General features: G+C 67.1%; 19 protein-coding genes. 12 read left to right on the top strand and 7 right to left on the bottom strand.

From position 1 onward, the window contains the following. Nucleotides 1–33: 33 nt before the first annotated feature. Both fabB and fabA read right to left on the bottom strand, forming a co-directional pair. A complete protein-coding gene (gene fabB, locus QX073_RS16115; RefSeq protein ID WP_315716915.1) occupies nucleotides 34–1,257 on the bottom strand; it encodes a beta-ketoacyl-ACP synthase I in 1,224 nt (407 codons plus the stop codon). 76 nt (nucleotides 1,258–1,333) lie between these two features. Beyond that, complete coding sequence (gene fabA, locus QX073_RS16110; protein ID WP_315716914.1) at nucleotides 1,334–1,855, bottom strand: 3-hydroxyacyl-[acyl-carrier-protein] dehydratase FabA; 522 nt, start codon at nucleotides 1,853–1,855, stop codon at nucleotides 1,334–1,336. A 456-nt stretch (nucleotides 1,856–2,311) separates the two neighbouring features. On the opposite strand from fabA, the gene irrA reads away from it, so the two are divergent. Continuing rightward, complete coding sequence (gene irrA, locus QX073_RS16105; protein WP_315716966.1) at nucleotides 2,312–2,782, top strand: iron response transcriptional regulator IrrA; 471 nt, start codon at nucleotides 2,312–2,314, stop codon at nucleotides 2,780–2,782. Between the two features lie 107 nt (nucleotides 2,783–2,889). Here irrA and QX073_RS16100 read toward each other — a convergent pair whose 3' ends face one another. After that, entirely contained in the window at nucleotides 2,890–3,375 is a 486-nt protein-coding gene (locus QX073_RS16100) for an SH3 domain-containing protein (protein WP_409977910.1), read from the bottom strand. 413 nt (nucleotides 3,376–3,788) lie between these two features. On the opposite strand from QX073_RS16100, the gene QX073_RS16095 reads away from it, so the two are divergent. Next, the gene (locus QX073_RS16095) at nucleotides 3,789–4,790 is read left to right on the top strand and encodes a D-glycerate dehydrogenase (protein WP_315716913.1); all 1,002 of its coding nucleotides are present in this window, start codon (nucleotides 3,789–3,791) and stop codon (nucleotides 4,788–4,790) included. A gap of 125 nt (nucleotides 4,791–4,915) precedes the next feature. Here the strand turns inward: QX073_RS16095 and QX073_RS16090 are convergent, their stop codons facing one another. Then, nucleotides 4,916–5,845, bottom strand: a complete 930-nt coding sequence (locus QX073_RS16090; protein ID WP_316226019.1) for a LysR family transcriptional regulator — start codon at nucleotides 5,843–5,845, stop codon at nucleotides 4,916–4,918. Nucleotides 5,846–5,967: 122 nt separating this feature from the next. Between QX073_RS16090 and QX073_RS16085 the strand changes: the two genes are divergently transcribed. Beyond that, complete coding sequence (locus tag QX073_RS16085; protein ID WP_316226018.1) at nucleotides 5,968–6,972, top strand: aldo/keto reductase; 1,005 nt, start codon at nucleotides 5,968–5,970, stop codon at nucleotides 6,970–6,972. A gap of 219 nt (nucleotides 6,973–7,191) precedes the next feature. Here the strand turns inward: QX073_RS16085 and QX073_RS16080 are convergent, their stop codons facing one another. Continuing rightward, on the bottom strand, nucleotides 7,192–7,995 hold the full coding sequence (locus QX073_RS16080) for a molybdopterin-synthase adenylyltransferase MoeB (RefSeq protein WP_315716910.1): 804 nt from the start codon (nucleotides 7,993–7,995) through the stop codon (nucleotides 7,192–7,194). Nucleotides 7,996–8,146: 151 nt separating this feature from the next. On the opposite strand from QX073_RS16080, the gene QX073_RS16075 reads away from it, so the two are divergent. Together QX073_RS16075 and QX073_RS16070 are read left to right on the top strand one after the other, a co-directional pair. Then, the gene (locus QX073_RS16075; RefSeq protein WP_315751769.1) at nucleotides 8,147–9,505 is read left to right on the top strand and encodes a peptidoglycan-binding protein; all 1,359 of its coding nucleotides are present in this window, start codon (nucleotides 8,147–8,149) and stop codon (nucleotides 9,503–9,505) included. Between the two features lie 451 nt (nucleotides 9,506–9,956). Further along, the gene (locus QX073_RS16070; protein ID WP_315751768.1) at nucleotides 9,957–10,760 is read left to right on the top strand and encodes a ParA family protein; all 804 of its coding nucleotides are present in this window, start codon (nucleotides 9,957–9,959) and stop codon (nucleotides 10,758–10,760) included. A gap of 122 nt (nucleotides 10,761–10,882) precedes the next feature. On the opposite strand, the gene QX073_RS16065 is transcribed toward QX073_RS16070, so the two are convergent. Both QX073_RS16065 and mutM read right to left on the bottom strand, forming a co-directional pair. Next, nucleotides 10,883–11,365: a cyclic nucleotide-binding domain-containing protein gene (locus QX073_RS16065; RefSeq protein ID WP_315716907.1), complete on the bottom strand. Its 483-nt coding sequence runs from the start codon at nucleotides 11,363–11,365 to the stop codon at nucleotides 10,883–10,885. Nucleotides 11,366–11,443: 78 nt separating this feature from the next. Continuing rightward, on the bottom strand, nucleotides 11,444–12,325 hold the full coding sequence (gene mutM / locus QX073_RS16060) for a bifunctional DNA-formamidopyrimidine glycosylase/DNA-(apurinic or apyrimidinic site) lyase (RefSeq protein WP_316170033.1): 882 nt from the start codon (nucleotides 12,323–12,325) through the stop codon (nucleotides 11,444–11,446). Between the two features lie 105 nt (nucleotides 12,326–12,430). Here mutM and ubiE point away from each other — a divergent pair, with 105 nt between their 5' ends. The 7 genes from ubiE (at nucleotide 12,431) to QX073_RS16025 (ending at nucleotide 21,548) form a co-directional block, all read left to right on the top strand. Further along, nucleotides 12,431–13,192: a bifunctional demethylmenaquinone methyltransferase/2-methoxy-6-polyprenyl-1,4-benzoquinol methylase UbiE gene (gene ubiE / locus QX073_RS16055; protein ID WP_316203444.1), complete on the top strand. Its 762-nt coding sequence runs from the start codon at nucleotides 12,431–12,433 to the stop codon at nucleotides 13,190–13,192. Further along, nucleotides 13,189–14,763: a 2-polyprenylphenol 6-hydroxylase gene (ubiB, locus tag QX073_RS16050; RefSeq protein ID WP_315716904.1), complete on the top strand. Its 1,575-nt coding sequence runs from the start codon at nucleotides 13,189–13,191 to the stop codon at nucleotides 14,761–14,763. Before ubiE ends, ubiB begins: the two co-directional genes overlap by 4 nt. 168 nt (nucleotides 14,764–14,931) lie before the next feature. After that, nucleotides 14,932–16,359, top strand: coding sequence for a bifunctional phosphopantothenoylcysteine decarboxylase/phosphopantothenate--cysteine ligase CoaBC (gene coaBC / locus QX073_RS16045; RefSeq protein ID WP_316226017.1), 1,428 nt, complete (start codon nucleotides 14,932–14,934; stop codon nucleotides 16,357–16,359). Then, entirely contained in the window at nucleotides 16,356–16,814 is a 459-nt protein-coding gene (dut, locus tag QX073_RS16040; protein WP_315751765.1) for a dUTP diphosphatase, read from the top strand. The genes coaBC and dut overlap by 4 nt, the downstream gene beginning before the upstream one ends. A 186-nt stretch (nucleotides 16,815–17,000) precedes the next feature. Next, the gene (locus QX073_RS16035) at nucleotides 17,001–19,508 is read left to right on the top strand and encodes a sensor histidine kinase (protein ID WP_315751764.1); all 2,508 of its coding nucleotides are present in this window, start codon (nucleotides 17,001–17,003) and stop codon (nucleotides 19,506–19,508) included. Further along, nucleotides 19,505–21,058, top strand: a complete 1,554-nt coding sequence (gene tsaE / locus QX073_RS16030) for a tRNA (adenosine(37)-N6)-threonylcarbamoyltransferase complex ATPase subunit type 1 TsaE (RefSeq protein ID WP_315751763.1) — start codon at nucleotides 19,505–19,507, stop codon at nucleotides 21,056–21,058. The genes QX073_RS16035 and tsaE overlap by 4 nt, the downstream gene beginning before the upstream one ends. A gap of 184 nt (nucleotides 21,059–21,242) precedes the next feature. After that, a complete protein-coding gene (locus tag QX073_RS16025) occupies nucleotides 21,243–21,548 on the top strand; it encodes a PilZ domain-containing protein (protein WP_315751762.1) in 306 nt (101 codons plus the stop codon). Nucleotides 21,549–21,615: the final 67 nt, after the last annotated feature.

The following is a 21,615-nucleotide window of genomic DNA, read 5'->3' as shown; positions in this document are numbered from 1 at the left end:
ATGATGCCGACGAAACCAGTGCTGTTGGAAATCTTAGGCGTCGAGCTGCTTGAACACCAGCGTCGCGTTGGTGCCGCCGAAGCCGAACGAGTTCGACAGTACGGTGCCGAGCTTGGCGTTGTCGATGCGCTTGCGCACGATCGGCATGTCGGCGAAGGCGGGATCGAGCTCGGTGATGTTGGCGCTCTCGCAGATGAAGCCGTTCTTCATCATCAGCAGCGAATAGATCGCTTCCTGGACGCCGGTGGCGCCGAGCGAGTGGCCGGTCAGCGCCTTGGTCGCCGAGATTGGCGGACATTTCTCGCCGCGGCCGAACACCTTGCGGATCGCCTCGATCTCCGGCGGATCGCCGGCGGGTGTCGAGGTCGCATGCGGATTGATGTAGTCGATCTTGGTCTTCACGGTCGACAGCGCGAGCTGCATGCAGCGCTCAGCGCCCTCGCCCGACGGCGCCACCATGTCGTAGCCGTCGGACGTCGCGCCGTAGCCCACGATCTCGCCGTAGATCTTGGCGCCGCGCGCCTTGGCGTGCTCGAGCTCTTCCAGCACGAGGACGCCGGCGCCGCCGGCGATCACGAAGCCGTCGCGCGTGACGTCATAGGGCCGCGACGCGGTGGCGGGCGTGTCGTTGTGCTTCGACGACATCGCACCCATCGCGTCGAACAGCACCGACAGCGTCCAGTCGAGCTCTTCGCAGCCGCCGGCGAACATCACGTCCTGCTTGCCGTACTGGATCATCTCGTAGGAATTGCCGATGCAATGATTGGACGTCGCACAGGCCGAGGAGATCGAGTAGTTGACGCCCTTGATCTTGAACCAGGTCGCCAACGTCGCCGAGGCCGTCGACGACATTGCCTTCGGCACGGCGAACGGACCGACGCGCTTCGGGCCCTTGGTGCGGGTGATGTCGGCCGCTTCCACCAGCGTGCGCGTCGATGGCCCGCCTGAGCCCATGATGATGCCGGTTCTGACGTTGGAGACGTCGGTCGGCTCCAGCCCGGAATCGAGGATGGCCTGCTCCATGGCGACATGATTCCACGCCGCCCCCTCGCCGAGGAAGCGCATGGCGCGGCGGTCGACCACGTCGGCGGGATTCAGCGTCGGCGCACCTTGCACCTGCGAACGAAAACCAAGCTCGGCATATTTCTCGGCGCGGGAGATACCGGACTTCGCCTCGTACAGGCTGGCGAGCACCTCCTGGGTGTTGTTGCCGATCGATGAGACGATGCCCATGCCCGTGATGACAACCCGCCTCATGATGTCCGCCTCACCTTGCTCGTGTGTTGTGTTGCAGCCGTGCCTGCTGCACTGTCTGTGGTCGCAGCCTGCCGGTTCAAGTCGGCGCGGCGCCCTGCTTGAACAGGCCGACCTTCAGGTCCTTGGCGCGATAGATAATCTCGCCATCCATCGAAAGCCACCCGTCGGCAATACCGAGCACCAGCTTTGAGCGCATCACGCGCTTGATGTCGACGTTGTACACAACCTTGCGGGCGGTCGGCAGCACCTGGCCGGAAAACTTGAGATCGCCGAGGCCCAGCGCACGGCCGCGCCCCGCGCCGCCGGTCCAGCCGAGGTAGAAGCCGACCATCTGCCACATCGCATCGAGGCCGAGACAGCCCGGCATCACCGGATCATTCTTGAAATGGCAGCCGAAGAACCAGAGATCCGGCTTCACGTCGAGCTCGGCGCGGACGACGCCCTTGCCGAACTCGCCGCCGGTCTCGGAGATCTCGACGATCCGATCGAACATCAGCATCGGCGGCAGCGGCAGTTGTGCATTGCCAGGGCCGAACAGCTCCCCGCGGCCGCAGGCCAGCAGGTCCTCGTATTCATATGCGCTGCGCCGATCCAGCATGCTTGGTGGCCTTTCTCAACGATCCCCGGTGGAATTTGTGCCGCGCGACATGGACCCTTCCCGCGCGCCGCCCCCTTCCGCGCCGCGCTGGCCGGTCATCGCGTCGGCACGAAGGCTGGGCCATCGCACTTGGCGAACATGACCGCTGTCAGCGGCGGGCCTAACGACGCCTGGATTCGCGCACATGGCCATCACGGCCGGCGGCGCTCACCATGGCAGGGCAAATCGGGTCCGGGCGCTCTCTAACATAGAGGATTGCGGCGTCAATGCGCGTATCCAGGTAAATCGACGCAGCACCAGGGCCGGCGCCCGAACCGCGCGGCAAATGCAGTTTAGGAGCGTTCTAGATACGTTAGTTGCGATAAGCTTGCATCTGAATGGGTTTCTTCCTATATCGGTTGTGGATGAGAGCGAGATTGTGCGGTGCTTGAAGTGGATGTCAGCAACAACGCCTCGATGAGTGGTCATGACCGCGGCAACCCGGATCTCGGGAACGGCCGGCAGCCAGCACTCAATGGCTGCCCATGGCACGACGTCAACGAGATGCTGCAGGCGGCCGGGCTGCGCCCGACCCGCCAGCGCATGGCCCTCGGCTGGCTGCTGTTCGGCAAGGGCGCGCGGCATCTGACCGCCGAAATGCTCTATGAGGAAGCGACGCTGGCCAAGGTTCCGGTCTCGCTCGCCACGGTGTATAATACGCTGAACCAGCTGACCGACGCCGGCCTGCTGCGCCAGGTCAGCGTTGACGGCACGAAGACGTATTTTGACACCAACGTCACCGCCCACCATCACTTCTATCTCGAGAACAACCACGAGCTGGTCGACATCCCGGACCAGCATCTGGCGCTGTCGAAGCTGCCGGAGGCGCCCGAAGGTTACGAGATCGCCCGGATCGACATGGTCGTCCGGCTGCGCAAGAAGCGCTGAGCCTCCGGAAGGTCTTCATCGAAGCACCATGCCCGCACCCGCTGCGGGCATTTTTGTGTCGGGAGCGCGTCAGGATGGAGGTCAGCGCATTGCGCTGACCTGGGCCTTCAATTGACCTGCTCGTCGGCGTAGACGCCCCACAGCCGCTGCTGCTGGATCCAGCCTTCGAAACCATTGCCGAGCACGCGGCACCAGCCATTGCCGCATTTCTTCACCTGCGCGACAACGCCGGCCTGCAGCCGCGCTGTGACCGCGCTGGTCGCGTCGGCGCTCTCGTAGATCGGGGCGAGATCGTCCTTGTTCTTCATCGTGACCACCGCCGTGCGGCGCCCCGACAGCAACGAGTGATAGACCCACCCCTCCGAGCCTTCGGAATCGCGCACGCGGCGCCAGTTCTCATATTCCGCGGTGATCTCGACCGGCAGGCCGGAGCGCGTATAGACCCAGGCCACGTCGTTGTCCTTGGTCGGACCGGCGCGAACGTTCACATGATCCGACTTCAGGCTGACATAGCGCGGCACCGGCAGGCCGCTGGTGGTGAGAACGGAGTCCTTCGCCGCAACGCCGCCCCTGCCGACGGCAACGTCGAACAGACAGACCAGCAGCACCACGACAGCACCGAAACGCCACAACGTCAATTTACTCAACTCACTCTCCCTCGAAAGGATCGACCCGCGCTCCGATCAAAGCGGATTGCGTTGCGATCCTTCGCCCGATCCCCATCGAACCGCCCGGCTGCCCCCCTTCGTGCTCGGAGAGGGCTTGCCGAAAGCGCCAGTCCCGACCTGCCGTTGGCTTCTTGTCTTGGCCGGGCCTTCTGCTAGACAGGACCGAACACAAGCGGCCAGGAAGCGCCTGAGAATCGCTCGCGAAGCCCTGTCAGGGACGGATCGGCCCACCTGCGAGATCCGACACGACCAGTCCAGGGAAGCGCCGCTCTCAGGCGACGACGGTAGTTTCGGCGAACCCGGTTAATGAGGTCTGAAGGATCTCATGAGAGCAGCACATGTCAGGTAGGAAAAAGCCCCTCGTCGTGGTGACACGCAAGCTGCCGGACTCGGTCGAGACGCGCATGCGCGAGCTGTTCGACGCCAGGCTCAATCTCGACGACGAGCCGTTGAGCCAGGAACAGCTCGCCGACGCCGTGCGCACCGCCGAGGTGCTGGTTCCGACCGTCACCGACCACATCAGCGCCGACATTCTCAATCAGCCCGATTGCAAGCTGCGCATGATCGCCAACTTCGGCAACGGCGTCGACAACATCGACGTCGCGGCGGCGGTAGCGCGCGGCATCACCGTCACCAACACGCCGAAGGTCCTCACCGAGGACACCGCCGACATGACCATGGCGCTGATCCTCGCCGTGCCGCGGCGGCTGATCGAGGGCGCCTCGATCCTCACCGAGGGCAAGAACTGGGCGGGCTGGTCGCCGACCTGGATGCTCGGCCACCGCATCGGCGGCAAGCGTCTCGGTATCATCGGCATGGGGCGCATCGGCCAGGCCGTGGCGCGGCGCGCCCGCGCCTTCGGCCTGCAGATCCACTATCACAACCGCCGCCCGGTCGCTCCCGTGATCGCCGACGAGCTCGGCGCTACCTACTGGGAGAGCCTCGACCAGATGCTGGCGCGGATGGACATCATCTCGGTCAACTGCCCGCACACGCCGGCGACGTTCCATCTGCTGTCGGCACGGCGGCTGAAGCTGATCCGCAAGGACGCCTACATCGTCAATACCGCGCGCGGCGAGGTGATCGACGAGGAGACGCTGACGCGGCTGATCGAGGCCGGCGATATCGCCGGCGCCGGTCTCGACGTGTTCGAGCACGAGCCCGCGGTCAATCCGCGCCTGGTCCGGCTCGCCAAGGCCGGCAAGGTGACGCTGCTGCCGCACATGGGCTCGGCCACCATCGAAGGCCGCGTCGAGATGGGCGAGAAGGTCATCATCAACATCAAGACCTTCCTCGACAACCACCGCCCGCCGGACCGCGTGCTGCCGAGCATGTTGTAGGCCGGTCACTCGACCCCATAATCAGCGTCGTCGCTGCGAACGCAGGGACCCGTACCGCGTAATGTCCGCGTGGGACATCGCTGGTCGTCATCGTCTCGTTCACGCTGGTGGTTATGGGTCTCGGCTCAAGGCCGGGACGGCAGCTGGTGCGGGGCGCCCGCGCGCTTCCGCCACTCCCCGACGAACGCGACGAACGCCGCCAGCGCCGGCGGCGGTTGCCGGCGGCTCGGATAATACAGATATGGTCCGGGGAACGGCGGGCACCAGTCGTCCAGCACGCTGACGAGGCGGCCAGCCGCCAACGCATCGCGCACATGTCCCTCGAATGTCGCCCAATAGCCGACCCCGTCGCAGGCGGCACGGAAGGCCAGACCGAGCTGGACCGCGATCAGCCGAGCCGGCGGCGCGATCCTGATCACCTGCCCGTCCTTCTCGAACTCCCAATCCAGCATCGCACCGGACGAGAAGCGCGTGCGAATGCAGCCATGCTGCAGCAGGTCGCGCGGATGCGCGGGACGGCCATGCTGCGCAACATATTGCGGTGAGGCGACGATGGCGTAGCGCTGCGTTTCGCCGAGCGGCACGGCGATCATGTCCTGCGCCAGGTGCTCGCCATAGCGCACGCCGGCATCGAACCCGGCCTGCACGATGTCGACGAAACCGCTGTCGGCGACGATCTCGAGCTCGATCAGCGGATAGGCCTGAAGGAACGGCGCGACCATCGGCGCCAGCACCAGATCGACCGCGGGCGGCGGCGCATTGATGCGCAGGCGCCCCGCCGCGACCTGCTGCTGGCCGCGCACCTGATGGATCGCCGCTTCGATCTCGGCCATCGCAGGCTCGAGCCGTGCCAGCAGCGCCTCGCCGGCCTGCGTCAGGCCGACGCTCCGCGTGGTCCGGTTGAGCAGCCGGACGCCGAGCCGCTGCTCCAGCTCCTTGAGCCGCTGGCTGAGGCTGGATGCCGCGAGTCCCTGCTCGCGCGCAGCGCGGCGGAAATTGCCGCTGCGAGCCACGGCAGCGAAGGCTTGAAGATCGCGGAGGTCCGGCTCGCTCATTGTTCGATATGCTGAACAGTCCATTCGGAATTGTCCAGCTTTTCGAGCCGCGAAAATGCGCCGATATCCGCGTTGTCCGGGCGGGCCACCAAGCCGCCTGCGCCAGCAAGAGGAGATTGATCATGCAAACCCGCCAACTCGGCTCGACCGGCCCCGACGTTTCGGTCATCGGACTAGGCTGCATGGGCATGTCGGACTTCTACGGCCCCACCGACCGGTCCGAGAGCATCGCCACCATCCACGCCGCGCTCGACGCCGGCATCACGCTGCTCGACACCGGCGACTTCTACGGGATGGGCCACAACGAGATGCTGATCCGCGAGGCGCTGGCCTCGGCCGGTCCGCGCAACGTGCAGATCTCCGTGAAGTTCGGCGCCCTGCGCGGCCCCGACAAGAGCTGGCTCGGCTATGACAGCCGGCCCGAAGCTGTCAGAACCTTCCTGTCCTATTCGCTGCAGCGGCTCGGCGTCGACGCCATCGACATCTACCGCCCGGCGCGGCTCGATCCCAAGGTGCCGATCGAGGACACGATCGGCGCGATGGCCGAGCTGAAACAGGCCGGCTACATCAGGCATATCGGGTTGTCGGAGGTCGGTTCAGAGACGATTCGCCGGGCGCACAAGGTGCACCCGATCTCGGATCTGCAAATCGAATATTCGCTGATCTCGCGCGGCATCGAGAGCGACATTCTGCAAACCTGCCGCGAACTCGGCATCGGCATCACCGCCTATGGCGTGCTGTCGCGCGGGCTGATCAGCGGGCACTGGTCGAAGGACCGCGCCAACGCCGCTGATTTCCGTGGCCATTCGCCGCGCTTCAGTGGCGACAATCTCGATCGCAATCTCAGCCTGGTCGACACGCTGCGCAGCCTGGCAGGCGAGGTCGGCGCCACGCCGGCGCAAGTCGCGATCGCCTGGGTGGCCGCGCAGGGCAACGACATCGTCCCGCTGGTCGGCGCCCGCCGCCGCGACCGTCTCGACGAGGCGCTCGGCGCGCTCTGCGTCAAGCTCACCGAGGTCCAACTCGCCGCGCTGGACAAGGCCTTCCCGATTGGTGTCGCCGCCGGAGAGCGCTATCCGGAGGCGCAGTTGGTGCATATGGACAGCGAGCGCGGTCAGCCGGGCTGAGCGTCATGCGAGTCCAGGTCGCGCAACAAACTCGGTGTCGTCCCCGCGAACGCGGGGACCCATACCGCGTGATGTCTGGAACAGGCAGATGACCCGTTCCGTGCGCCTCATTGCATACACGGAGTATGGTCCCGGATCGGCGCCCGACGACGCGTTGCGTCGCCGGGCTTGTCCGGGACGACAGTGAATTTGTGGCGCGCCTCTCGACTCAAGCGGCCGTCACTTCCGATGCGCGCTCAAGTCCGCAATGACAGGTCCATCACCATTCAGCGGATTGGCGGGATCGCGCCCATAGCGCAGGGTCTCGAAGCGCATCGTGCGCGCGTCCAGCATCAAGAGCCGTCCCACCAGCCCCTCGCCGAAGCCGACGATCTCGCGGATCGCCTCCAGCGCCATCATCGAGCCGAGCATGCCGGCGAGCGCACCCATGACGCCGGCTTCGGCGCAGGCGGGCACCGTGCCGGGCGGCGGCGGCTCGGGGAACAGGCAGCGATAGGTCGGATTAAACTGGCCCTTCTCATTCCGCTCATGCGCCCGGATCGTCGTCAGCGACGCATCGAAGGTGCCGAGCGCGCCGGTGATCAGCGGCCGCGCGGCCAGAAAGCAGGCATCGGAGACGAGATAGCGGGTGTCGAAATTGTCGGAGCCGTCGAGCACGAGATCATAAGCGCCGATCAGATCGAGCGCGTTGTCGGCATTGAGCCAGGTCCGATGCGCCATGACGCTCACATGCGGATTGAGCGCGTTGATGCGCTCGGCGGCGCTCTCGACTTTGGGTCTGCCGATGTCGGGGGTCGCATGGATGACCTGGCGCTGCAGATTCGACAGCGACACGACGTCGTCGTCGACCACGCCGATCGTGCCGACGCCAGCCGCGGCGAGATACATCAGCGCCGGTGCGCCGAGGCCGCCTGCGCCGACCACCAGCACCGACGCCCGCTTCAGCGCCGCCTGGCCGGGACCGCCGACGTCGCGCAGCACGATGTGACGGGCATAGCGCTCCAGTTCTTCGTCGCTCAGCATCGTTACACCGTCCTTCCGCTGCCGCACCGCTGTCAGCCCATTGTCGGCCCGTAGCGAAGACGCCGGCTCTCCGCACTGAACCCTCGCCGGATTGTGACCGACCAAGCAGATGTGCTTATTTAGCGGCGCGGCAAGAGCATCGGGATTTGTCATGAGACGGCTGGCCACGGCAACCTTCATCTGCGGGATCGCCGCATGCGCGTCGGCGCAGGCACAGACGCCGCAGGGCGCGTCGCCGGGCGCCAAGCCCAAGCCCGTCGCGACCCAGCCGGCGCGCCCGGGCGTGCAGGCTCCCGCCGACACCGCCAATGCGATGAGCCAGGCCGAGCGGCTCGCGCTGCAATCCGATCTCGCCTGGGTCGGCCAGTACAATGGCGCGATCACCGGCGACGTCAGCGAGCGCATGGTCAACGCGATCAAGGAATACCAGAAGCTCGTCGGCGGCAAGCCGACCGGCGTGCTGAACCCGCAGGAGCGCGCCGTGCTCGCCGACACCGCGCGCCGCAAGCAGGAGGGCGTCGGCTGGAAGCTCGTGACCGAGCCGGTCAGCGGCGCACGGCTCGGCATTCCCGCAAAGCTGGTGCCGCAACAGACCAGCGACGGCACCGGCTCGAAATGGACCTCGCCCACCGGCACCGTGCAGGTCGTGCTGTCACGCCGCAAGGAGGCGAACCCGACCACCGCGGCGCTCGCCGACCGCGAGAAGAAGGAGCCCGGCCGCACCGTCGACTACAGCGTGGTGAAGCCCGACTTCTTCGTGCTCTCGGGCCTGCAGAACCTGAAGAAGTTCTACATCCGCGGCACCTTTCGGGGCGACGAGGTGCGTATCCTGACCATCCTCTACGATCAGGCCACCGAGAACACGGTCGAGCCGGTCGTGATCGCGATGTCGAGCGCTTTCACCGCGTTTCCGTCGACATTGGCCGCGCAGCCCGCGCCACGGCGCCGCGTCGATTACGGCACCGGCATCATCGCTACCCAGGACGGCGCCATCATCGCCGATCGCGAGGTGACCGATGCCTGCGTGGCGATCACCATTCCCGGTTTCGGCCATGCCGAGCGCGTGGCCGAGGACAAGGAGCGCGGCCTGGCGCTGCTGCGCATCTACGGCGCGCGCGGCCTGAAGCCGCTGGCGCTGTCGGGCGGCAGTGCGAAATCGTCGGTCGACATCGTCGGCATCGCCGATCCGCAGAGCCAGGGCGGCGGTGCCGCGATCAGCACCGTCAAGGCGCAGCTCGCCGGCAATGGCGCCGGCGACGCCTCGCTGGCGCCGGCGCCCGGGCTCGGCTTTTCCGGAGCGGCGGCGCTCGACGGCGACGGCAAGTTCGCCGGCGTCACCTTGCTCAAGCCCGGCGTCCTCGCCGGCACGGCGCTGATCCCATCGACGCAGGTCGTGATGGTCAGCGCCGATGCGACGCGCGCCTTTCTCGCCACGCATGGCGTCAAGCCCGACGGAACCTCGCTCGACGCCAAGGCGGCGACGGTGCGCGTGATCTGCGTGCGGAAGTAGCGCCTGCGCCAAACCGGTCCGGCATCGCGATCATGCCGCCGCGCCCTGCGGCGCGGCGGCGTTTACGCAATGTTAAGCATGTCGTTTTAGAAAAAATTAAGGGCCCAACGGCGGCCGGCGGGGATCGGACGTGCAGCATCGCGACTGCATGGGATGATGCTCGGCGATGCCGATCGCTCGCCCGCGGCTCGCTGCCACTCAACTTCCTAGCACCTTGCTATCAACTCGGAACGGCTCCCGCCGTAGTCAACCGGTCTGTGCAGGCACAGGCCGAGCGTGAAATAGTTCGAACAGTTTTGTCGGCGTGCTGATTCGGACCACCGCGATCGCTCTTCATGAGTTGGATCGGGCCGGGACTGTCCTGAGCGAGAATAGCTCTGCACCGCGATCGCGATGCGCTCAGCTTTGGCGTTCTCATAAGTTCCGTCAACATCCGAAGGACTGTCTCCCGATGTACACGATCGTTTTGGCCACGCAGAAGGGCGGCAGCGGCAAGAGCACGCTGGCGATTGGTCTGGCCGTGGCGGCCCAGCAGGCCGGCCACAAGGTGCGCGTGATCGAGACCGACCGTCAGGGCACGCTGACCAAATGGCAGGCGCGCCGCGCCGCGAGCGAGCCGATCGTCGAAGCCGTCTACGATGCCAAGACGATCGAGCCTCGCCTCGAAGCGCTGGCCCGCGACGGCGTCACCCTCTGCGTGATCGACACCGGGGCCGGCATCACGGCATCCACGACGGCCGCGATCCGCCACTGCGATCTGTGCCTCATTCCGGCGCGTCCGAGCGTCGCCGACATCGAAGCGACGGCACCGACCTTGAGCGTCGTGCGCGCCTGGCGCAAGCCGTTTGCCTTCGTGCTCAACCAGGCCCCGATCCGCGGCGGCCATCGCGTCACCGATGCGACGACTGCACTCGACGCCGACGCGCCGCGCGACATCGCAGAAGTGCTGGCGCAGCCCTTCATCATGATGCGCAACGACCACCAGGACGCGCTCGCCGCCGGTCTCGGCGTCAGCGAATTCGATGCGGCCGGCAAGTCGGCGCAGGAGATTCGCAGCCTGTGGCGCTGGACCGCGGGCAAGCTCGCCGGCGACCACGTCATGCATGACGCTGGCGAGCTGAAGGACGCGAGCGAGCACGCCGAGGTCGAATTCCCGATCATGCTGACGCCGCCCGCCGAGGAAGCGAAGCTGCCGGTGACGCGGGCCTACCCGACCTGGGCCGACAATGGCATCAACTGGAAGGCGGGGCTGTAAAGGCGGGCTGTGGTCGTCATCGGATACGAGCTACCGCAAATGCGGTGCGCTCCCTCGCCCCGCAAGCGGAGCGAGGGAAACATCACCGACCGCGGGATCGAGTCCACCGAATCCAACCGGGCCTAGCGCTCTCCAGCCTCGCGCATCTCCAGCTGCTTGATCCGCGCATCGGCGCGACGCAGGCGGCGGCATAGCTCGCGATTGATGTTCTGCAGCACGATCACATAGGCGTGGATGTCAGCCTTGTAGAAGGCATACAGCTTTTGCGCCGTCAGCTCGTACAATACGGTCGGCGCTTCCGCGACGACGGTGGCCGATCTGTTCTGCATGTCGAGCAGGGTCATCTCGCCGAAGAAATCGCCGGGCTCGAGACGCGACATATGGATCGCAACGCCCGTCTCCAGGCGCTCGCTCACCTCCAGCGTGCCGCTGTGCACGACGAACATCGAACGACCCGCCTCGCCTTCGGCGACGACCACGGCGCCGCTCTCGAACTCACGCGCGACCAGCATCGAGACCAGCAGATCGAGGCTCGCATCGGGCAGGCCGCCGAAGAACGGCGTCGCGAGCAGGAATGCTTTCAGATCGGGCGAGCTGACAGCCATGGCGGCAGTATACCCCCACCCCCGTCCGTCACAAGCAGACTGGGGCAAGCCGGCCATGCCGGCTCGTCGGCCGCTGCATCACTTCTGGCACTTCGGGCACCAGAACGTCGACCGCCCGTTCTGCACGAAACGCTTCACCACACCCTCGCAGCCATCCGTCCGGCACGGCTCGCCCTCGCGGTCATAGACCTGGAACGAATGCTGGAAATAGCCGAGTTCGCCTGATGTCTGGCGGTGATCGCGCAGCGACGAGCCGCCGGCGCGGATGGCCTCGTTGAGCACGGTGTGGATCGCTTCCACCAGACGCCTGGCGTGATCCGTGGGCTCGCCCTTCTTCGTTGCCAACGTCGCCGCCAGCCGTCGCGGCGACAGATGGGCGCGGAACAGCGCCTCGCAGACATAGATGTTGCCGAGCCCGGCGACGACGCGCTGGTCGAGCAGCGCCGCCTTGAGGCTGGTCTTCTTGCCGGCACAGGCGCGCGCCAGCATGGCGGCATCGAATTCGTTGCCGAGCGGCTCTGGCCCGAGATCCTTCAGATGCGGCTCGGTCTCGATCTCGCCGCGGCCGATGATCTTCATGAAGCCGAAGCGGCGCGGATCGTTGAACACGATGTCGGCGCCAGACGACATGTGAAACACGACATGGTCGTGCACGCTGTCCTTGCCGCGCGGATAGTGAAACTCGCCCGGCGTCTCCTCGTGCTCCGGCTTGATCACCCGGAACGAGCCGGACATGCCCAGATGCATCAGCAGCACGTCGCCGGAGCCGAGGTCGGCCAGCAGATATTTGGCGCGCCGGCCGAGTCCCCTGACGGTCTGGCCCTGCAGGCGCTTCGCAAAATCGGGCTGGAACGGAAACCTGAGATCGCCGCGCCGGGCCTCGGCCTTGACGATGACGGCGCCTTCCATGACGGGCTGCAGCCCGCGCCGGACGGTCTCGACTTCGGGCAGCTCAGGCATGCCGGCTCATTTCACCTTTTGCATCCGCGACCATTCACCTTGTCCGGCTGACGTGATAGCGCCTTGGCCGCATCAGCGCTATGGTGCCGTATCGGAGTAAGGGTGATGGATCAGCCGGACCAAACCACTCATTTCGGCTTCAGGGACGTGCCTCTGGGCGAGAAGCAGACGCTGGTGAACGACGTGTTTCACAGCGTGGCACAGCGCTACGACCTGATGAACGACCTGATGTCGGGCGGACTGCACCGCGTCTGGAAGGACATCATGATCAACACGCTGAACCCGCCGAAGAGCGATGCGCCGTTCGCGCTGCTCGACGTGGCCGGCGGCACCGGCGACATCTCCTTCCGCGCCGCCCGGAAGGCCGGCTCAGGCTTCCATGCCACCGTGTGCGACATCAATGGCGACATGCTCGAGGTCGGCCGGCAGCGCGCGCTGAAGCAATATCTCGACGACAAGGTCTCGTTCGTCGAGGGTAATGCCGAAAAGCTCGCTTTTCCCGACCGCTCCTTCGACGCCTATACGATCGCCTTCGGCATCCGCAACGTGCCGCAGATCGAGCTCGCGCTCGCCGAGGCCTTCCGCGTGCTCAAGCATGGCGGGCGCTTCCTGTGCCTGGAATTCTCCACCGTCGAGATGCCCGGGCTCGACAAGCTCTACGACCTGTTCTCCTTCAACGTGATCCCGCAGCTCGGCCGCGCCGTCACCGGCGATGCCGAGTCCTACCGCTACCTCGTCGAATCGATCCGCCAGTTTCCGCGCCCCAGCGCCTTCGCCGAGATGATCTCGGCGGCCGGCTTCTCCCGCGTGTCCTGGCAGACTCTCTCCGGCGGCATCGTCGCGCTTCATTCCGGCTGGCGTTTGTGATCTCCGCACTCACCCACATTACGCGGCTCGCCCGGGCCGCCTTCGTGTTCGCGCGCGAGGGCGTGTTCGGCGCCGTCGATCCGAGCCTGGCGCCGCCGCCGGGCCAGCTCGCGCTGAAGCTGGCGCGCCTCGTCGAGCGCCCCGGCGCCAAGTCCGGGCCAAGATTGTCGCGGGCGCTGGAGCGCATGGGCCCGGCCTATCTCAAGCTCGGCCAGTTCCTGGCGACGCGGCCCGACGTCGTCGGCGTCATCATGGCGCGCGACCTCGAATCGCTGCAGGACCGGCTGCCGCCATTCCCGCAGGCCGAGGCCGAGGCGGTCATCGCCACCGCGCTCGAGCGCCCGATCAGCCAGCTGTTCACGCATCTCGGTCCTCCGGTCGCCGCCGCCTCGATCGCGCAGGTGCATCGCGGCGAGGTCGAGCGCGACGGCATTCGTCGTCCGGTCGCGGTGAAGGTGCTTCGGCCGAACGTCGCCTCGCGCTTCCGCCGCGACCTCTCCGATTTCTTCTTCGTCGCCGAAAAGGCCGAGGCGCATTCGTCGGAGGCGCGGCGGCTGCGGCTGGTCGAGGTCATCAACACGATGTCGCGCTCGGTCGCGATGGAGATGGACCTTCGCCTGGAGGCCGCTGCGCTCTCCGAGATGGCGGAAAACATCAAGGACGATCCGGACTTCCGCGTACCCACGGTCGACTGGGATCGCACCGCCAACACCGTGCTGACGATGGAGTGGATCGACGGCATCGCGCTGAACGATCACGCCCGGCTCGCAGAGGCCAATGTCGATCTGCCCGACGTCGGCCGCAAGGTGATCCAGAGCTTTCTCCGCCACGCGCTGCGCGACGGCTTCTTCCACGCCGACATGCACCCGGGCAACCTGTTCCTGGACCAGCAGGGACGGCTGGTCGCGGTGGATTTCGGCATCATGGGCCGGCTCGGCATGAAGGAGCGGCGCTTCCTCGCCGAGATCCTGCTCGGCTTCATCACCCGCGACTATCGCCGCGTCGCCGAAGTGCATTTCGAGGCCGGCTACGTGCCGCCGCATCATTCGGTGGAGAATTTCGCACAGGCCATCCGCGCCATCGGCGAGCCGATCCACAACCGCACGGCCGAAGAAATCTCGATGGCCAAGCTGCTGACCCTGCTGCTCGAGGTCACCGGCCTGTTCGACATGCGCACCCGGCCGGAGCTGATCCTGCTGCAGAAGACCATGGTGGTGGTCGAGGGCGTCGCGCGCGGCTTCGATCCCAAGCTCGACATCTGGAAGGTCGCCGATCCCGTGGTGCGCGAATGGATCGAGCGTAATCTCGGCCCGCTCGGCCGCATCGAAGGCGCCGTGTCCGGCGTCGGCGACCTGGTCCGGCTCAGCGCGACCCTGCCCGTGCTCGCCGCCCGCGCCGCCGCCGTGCTGGAGCACATGGAGACCATGACCCGCGACGGCTTGCGCCTGTCGCCGGAAACCATCGCCGCCATGGGCCGCACCGAAGGCAAGAAGAGCCGCTGGCGCGCCATCGCGCTGTGGGTCATCGCGCTGACTTTCATCGGCATTCTGTTCGCGGTGCTCAGGCTGTGACCTGAGAGCCCCGCTCTCTCCACTCGTCATTCCGGGGCGCGCGAAGCGCGAGCCCGGAATGACGGCGGCAAATAGCTAGGCTCACCAATCGGCATTATGTCTACTGATTGCACTGCTATCATTTTCTGCTAGCATTGCCTTCACAAGGGCAATGCTGGGGAGGCGGTCATGGCGAGCCTGACCATCCGCAAGCTGGACGAATCTCTCAAGACCTATCTGCGACTGCGCTCGGCGCAGAACGGGCGCTCCGTCGAGGAGGAAGTCCGGGTCATCCTGCGCGCGCTGATCGAGCCTGCCGATCCATCCGAGCCGCCTATGGCGCCGCCAGCTCCAGCCAACCTCTCCGCCCCGCTCGTCCCCCAGCCCGGCCAGACGCGCGAGGCCCGCGTCACCCTGATCATCGGCGGCGGCATCGCCGCCTACAAATCGCTCGACCTGATCCGGCGGCTCAAGGAGCGCCACATCCAGGTCCGCTGCGTGCTGACCAAGGCGGCGACGCAATTCGTGACCGAGCTCGCCGCATCGGCGCTGTCGGGAGATCGTGTCTTCACCGATCTGTTCGACGCGCGCAGCGAGTTCGACGTCGGCCACATCCGGCTCGCACGCGACTGCGATCTCATCGTGGTGGCACCGGCGACCGCCGACCTGATGTCGAAGATGGCGCACGGCGCCGCCGACGACCTCGCCAGCGCCATCCTGCTCGCGGCGAGCCGGCCGATCCTGCTGGCGCCGGCGATGAACCCGATGATGTGGAGCAATCCGGCGACGCGCCGCAACGCCGCGACCCTGCAGCGCGACGGCGTCCAGATGATCGGGCCGAACGCCGGCGAGATGGCGGAGAAGGGCGAGGCCGGTGTCGGCCGCATGGCCGAGCCGACCGAGATTGCGGACGCCGTCGTCGCCATGCTCAAGCCGCCTGTGCCGCGCCCGCTCGCCGGCCGCCGCGTGCTGATCACCGCGGGCCCGACCCACGAGCCGATCGACCCGGTGCGCTACATCGCCAACCGCTCCTCCGGCAAGCAGGGCTTTGCGATCGCCGCCGCCGCGCAGGCCGCCGGCGCCGACGTGCGGCTGATCGCAGGACCGGTGGAGCTCGCCGACCCCAAGGGCGTCAGCGTCACCCACGTCGAATCGGCGCGGCAGATGCTCGACGCCGTCGAGGCCGAGCTGCCCGCCGACGTCGCGATCTTCGCCGCGGCGGTGGCCGACTGGCGCGTCGCCAATGAGGGCGGCCAGAAGCTGAAGAAGACGGACAAGGCGATCCCGCCGCTGACGCTGGTCGAGAACCCCGACATCCTCGCCACGATCTCGAAGCTGAAGGAGAAGCGGCCTGGTCTCGTCATCGGCTTCGCCGCCGAGACCGAGCACCTGATCGACAACGCGAAGGCAAAGTTCGCCCGCAAGGGCTGCGACTGGATCGTCGCCAACGACGTCTCGGCCGCGACCGGTGTGATGGGCGGCGACCGCAACACCGTACATCTCTTGACGAAGGACGCCGATGGCGTCCATGTCGCGTCCTGGCCGATCATGACCAAGGACGAGGTCGCGACTGCGCTCGTCGCCGAGATCGCCAGAACCATGGGACCCGTTGCGTGACACAGACGATCGCGATCGACGTGCAGATCCTGCCGCATGGCGAGGGCCTGCCGCTGCCGGCCTATCAGACCGCACATGCCGCGGGGCTCGATCTGCTCGCCGCGGTTCCGCCCGATGCGCCGCTCGTCCTTGCGTCAGGCAGCCATGCGATGGTGCCAACGGGACTGTCGATCGCGCTGCCCGACGGCTACGAGGCCCAGGTGCGGCCGCGTTCGGGGCTCGCTGCGCGGCACGGCGTCACAGTGCTGAACTCACCGGGCACGGTGGACGCGGACTACCGCGGCGAGATCTGCGTGCTGCTGATCAACCACGGCAAGGAACCGTTTACGATCCGCCGCGGCGAGCGCATCGCGCAGATGGTGATCGCCGCCGTCGCGCGCGCCGAGCTCAGCCTCGCGACAACCTTGACGACGACCGCGCGCGGCAGCGGCGGCTTCGGGTCGACGGGCCGTTGAACTACGGGCTTGCCACTGTTCCGACTCGAAAGAGTCGATCGGCGGACGCATTTTCCTCAGGCGCAACCATCGTTCACGGTCTGGACTCTTACCGCTGGAGTCCCGAAGCGGTTATGGTTGATTGATTCGTGAGACGGCGCGGTCGACGCGATCGGCGCCCGGAACTTCGTGCGGTTTGGGGCAAATATGTCGGGCGTGATCGTGGTGATGCGTCAGACGCTGCTGTCATGCACGTCACTTGCGCGCAAGGGCCTGATGGGTCTCGCTGCGACTGCGCTTGCGCCGGCGACACCGGGCTTCGCAGGCGATGGCGTGCCGCCGGATGCGATCACGACGCTGTTCGAGCTGAGCCGTCCTGATATCGCCGAGGTCACGGCGATGCTGGCGCTGCTCGGCTTCTCCGTCGTCGCCGCGGTCGCGCTGGTGCGCACGCGTCTGGCGGCCGGCCGGAAGGAAGCGCGGCTGCGCGCCGACGTCGCCGGGCTGCAATTGCAGGCCGATCGCTACCGTGCGCTGCTGTTCGCCGAGCCGCAGATCCTGATCGCCTGGCCGGCCGGCGGCCACCGTCCGCAGATCTCCGGCGACACCTCGATGCTGGTGCCGCAGGATCAGCCGCAGCGCATTCTCGCCTTTGGAACCTGGCTGCCGCCGGAGCCCGCGCTGCAGCTCGACCGCGCCGTCGACGCGCTGCGCGAGGCGGGCGAAGGCTTCATGCTCAATCTCACCACCTCGCACGGCCATGCGATCGAGGCGATGGGCCGCGCCATCGGCGGCCAGGCCATCGTGCGCATCCGCGAATTGTCCGGCCTGCGCCGCGAGCTCGCCGAGACGCAGCTCCGCTTCAAGGCGCTCGGCGAGGAGACGGAGTCGCTGCGCGCGCTGGCAGCGGCGCTGCCGTGGCCGATCTGGGCACGGCAGGCCAATGGCGCTCTCGCTTACGTCAACGCCGCCTATGCCCGTGCCGCCGATGCCCGCGACGTGCCGGACGCGATCGGCCGCAACATCGAGCTGCTCGACTCGGCCGACCGTATCGACCTGCAGCGCGCGCTCGCCACCAACGGCCGTTTCGAGGGCCGGCTGCCGATCGTGACCGGCGGCGAGCGCCGCATGTACGACGTGCGCGCCTTCATGCTGGGAAACGGCAGCGCTGGCGTCGCCATCGACGCCAGCGAGGCGGCGGCCCTGGACGCGGCCGTGGTGCGGATGCGGGAAGCACACCGGCGCACGCTCGATCAGTTGTCCTCGGGCGTAGCCGTGTTCGACGGCCAGCGCCGGCTCGCCTTCTACAACGACTCCTATCGCCGGCTGTGGCGTCTCGATCCCGCCTTCCTGGACAGCCAGCCGGATGACTCGTCGGTGCTCGACCGTCTTCGCGCCGCGCGCAAGTTGCCCGAGCAGGCCGACTTCCGGGCCTGGAAGGCCAAGCTTCACGAGGCCTATCGCGCCGTCGAGGCCGCCAAGGACACCTGGTTCCTGCCCGACGGCCGCGCGCTGTCGGTCGTCACCACGCCGAACCCGGAAGGCGGCGTCACCTATCTGTTCGACGACGTCACCGAGAGCTTCGCGCTTGCCCGCCGCTTCGACGGCTTGATCCGGGTCCAGCGCGAGACCCTCGACAGCCTTGCCGAGGGCGTCGCGGTGTTCGGCTCGAACGGCCGGGTCGAGCTGTTCAATCCGGCCTTCGCCAAGATGTGGCGGCTGTCGCCGGATCAGTTGCGCGAGCATCCGCACATCGACACCGTGGAATCCTGGTGCCATCAGCTCTATGACGATGCGGTCGCCTGGCGCACCATCCGCGAGGCGATCACGTCGATCGAGAACCGGCTCGACGTTGCGCTGAAGCTCGAGCGCAAGGACGGCAGCGTGCTCGACTGCATGAGCCGCCCGCTGCCCGACGGCGCGACCATGCTGACCTTCCAGGACATCACCGACACCGAGAATGTCGAGCGAGCCCTGCGCGAGAGCAACGAGGCGCTCGAAGCCGCCGGCCAGATGAAGATCGACTTCGTCCACCACGTGTCCTACGAGCTGCGCGCGCCGCTGACGACGATCATCGGCTTCGCGCATTTCCTGTCCGATCCGTCGACCGGGCCGCTGACCCCGAAGCAGGCCGAGTATCTCGACTACGTCACCAAATCCACCAACGCGCTGCTGGCGCTGACCAACAACATTCTCGACCTCGCCACCATCGATGCCGGCGCCATGAAGCTTGAGCTCGGGCCTGTCGACGCCGCCAAGGCGATCGAGGCCGCCGCCGAGGGCGTGCAGGACCGGCTTGCCACGGATCGCATCCGATTGACGATCGCGGTGGACCCTGATGTCGGCTCTTTCGTCGGCGACGAGCGCCGCGTCGTGCAGGTGCTCTACAATCTGCTCGCCAACGCCGTCGGCTTCTCGCCGCCGGATTCGAGCGTCGTCGTCAGCGCCCGCCGCACCGACCACAGCGTCATCTTCGCTGTCACCGATTCCGGCCCCGGCATTCCGCCCGAGGTGAAGGACAAGGTGTTCGAATGGTTCGAGAGCCATTCGCAGGGCTCGCGCCATCGCGGCGCCGGCCTCGGCCTGTCGCTGGTGCGCTCCTTCGTCGAGCTGCACGGCGGCAGGGTGCGGATGGATTCGGTGGTCGGCAAGGGCACCACGGTCACCTGTGACTTCCCGACCGACCACGTCGCGCAACGCAACGCCGCGGAATGACGGACCAGCTGACATTCACCACCACGCTGGCGGACGAGACCGCCACCGCCGCCCTGATGGCCGATCTCGCGCTGCTGATCGGCCCGGGTGCACTGATCACGCTCACGGGCGATCTCGGCGCCGGCAAGACGGCGGCGGCGCGGGCGATGATCCGCTATCTCGCCGGCGACGACGAGCTGGAGGTGCCGAGTCCGACCTTCACTCTGGCGCAGAGCTACGACCTGCCGAGCTTCCCGCTGGTGCATACCGATCTCTATCGCATCAGCGATGCATCGGAGCTCGAGGAGATCGGCCTGTCGCCGCTGCCGGAGGCGACCGTCGTGCTGATCGAATGGCCGGAGCGCGCCGGCGGCACTCTCCCGCCGGATCGCGTCGACATCGCGCTGCGCCACGATCCATCGCAGGGCGACACCGCCCGCAGCGCCGAGATCACCGGCAGCGGCAAAGCGGCCGCGGTGGTTGCACGGCTGAAAGCCTTGCGCGAATTCCTCGCCGAGGCCGGGCACGCCAAATCGCGCCGCGAGCGCATGGCCGGCGATGCCTCGACCCGCTCCTATGCGCGGCTCCACAAGGGCGAGCGCGTCTCCATCCTGATGAACTCGCCGAAGCGGCCCGACGGCCCGGCGATCTACAACGGCAAGCCCTATAGCGGCGCCGTGCATCTCGCCGAGGACGTCCGCCCGTTCGTCGCGATCGCCGCCGCCTTGCGCGGGCGCGGCATCTCGGCGCCGAAGATCAACGACGCCGATCTCGGCCACGGCTTTCTCATCACCGAGGATCTCGGACGCGAGGGCGTGATCGAGGGCGACCCGCCACGGCCGGTCGTGGAGCGCTACGAGGCCGCGACCGATCTATTGGCCGCGCTGCACGCGCAGGACGTCCCCGCGGTGCTGCCGCTGGCGCCGCAGGTGACCTACGAGGTCCCGACCTTCGACGCCGAAGCCATGCTGATCGAGATCGGCCTGATGCTCGAATGGTACCTGCCCGACCGTGGCGTGGAGCTGTCGCAGGTGCTGCGCGCCGAATTCCTGGAAATATGGCGCGAGTTGCTGGAGGCGCCGCTCGCGGCCAAGCCCATATCTAAGCCGACATCTAAGCCGACCTGGGTGATCCGCGACTACCATTCGCCCAACCTGCTCTGGCTGCCCGCGCGCGAAGGCATCGCCCGCGTGGGCGTGATCGACTTCCAGGACGCGGTGATGGGACCGCCGGCCTACGACGTGGTCTCCCTGGCGCAGGACGCCCGGATCGACGTGTCGGCAGAACTCGAGCGGGCGCTCCGAGAGCGCTACATCGCCGCACGCCAAGCGGCGTCGACGGACTTCGACGCCGACGAATTCGGCGCGCACTACGCGATCATGTCCGTCCAGCGCAACACCCGCCTGCTCGGTACCTTCGCCCGCCTCAACCGCCGCGACGGCAAGCCGCACTACCTCAAGCACCAGCCTCGCATCTGGGACTATCTCCACCGGTCGCTGGCGCACGCGGCGCTCGACCCAGTCCGCGACTGGTACGCGGCCAACGTGCCGCCACCGGCAGGGGTGGCTTAAGGCAGCGTCTCGCAGCACCACCGGTGCGCTCCCCCTCCCCCTTGCGGGGAGGGGAGCCGATCGCCGCCGTGGAGAGAGAACGCACCAAAACCGCGCACCTCCGTGGCTTTACCGGTTCTTAGCCATCCCCCTTTACCTTGCGCCCGTGGCGCCGGTTGCGCGCCGCGCGTGAATGGAGGTTGCGATGGCAGAGCGGATGAAGGGCGAACGCGTCGTCTTCGAGCGCGGCATCCCGGCTTTCATGATGGGCATCGACGGCACCTGGCGGCGCAACTGCACCATCGAGGACGTCTCGGAGACCGGGGCGAAGCTGACGGTCGAAGGCTCGGTCGAAGGCCTTCACCTGAAGGAGTTCTTCCTGCTGTTGTCGTCGACCGGCCTGGCCTACCGGCGCTGCGAGCTGGCCTGGGTCAATGGCGACCAGATCGGCGTCACCTTCCTGAAGCAAGGCAAGAAGAAGACCAACAAGCGCGCCTCGGCCGAAGCCTGACCGAGCCACGACTGCGGCATCTTGCATCACGACGGCCGGGCAGCCGTCGCATATTCGTCATCGGCCC

It is taken from the genome of Bradyrhizobium sp. SZCCHNS3052, from assembly GCF_032484495.1.
Lineage (GTDB): Bacteria > Pseudomonadota > Alphaproteobacteria > Rhizobiales > Xanthobacteraceae > Bradyrhizobium.
This window is presented reverse-complemented; position numbering and strand designations above follow the sequence as displayed.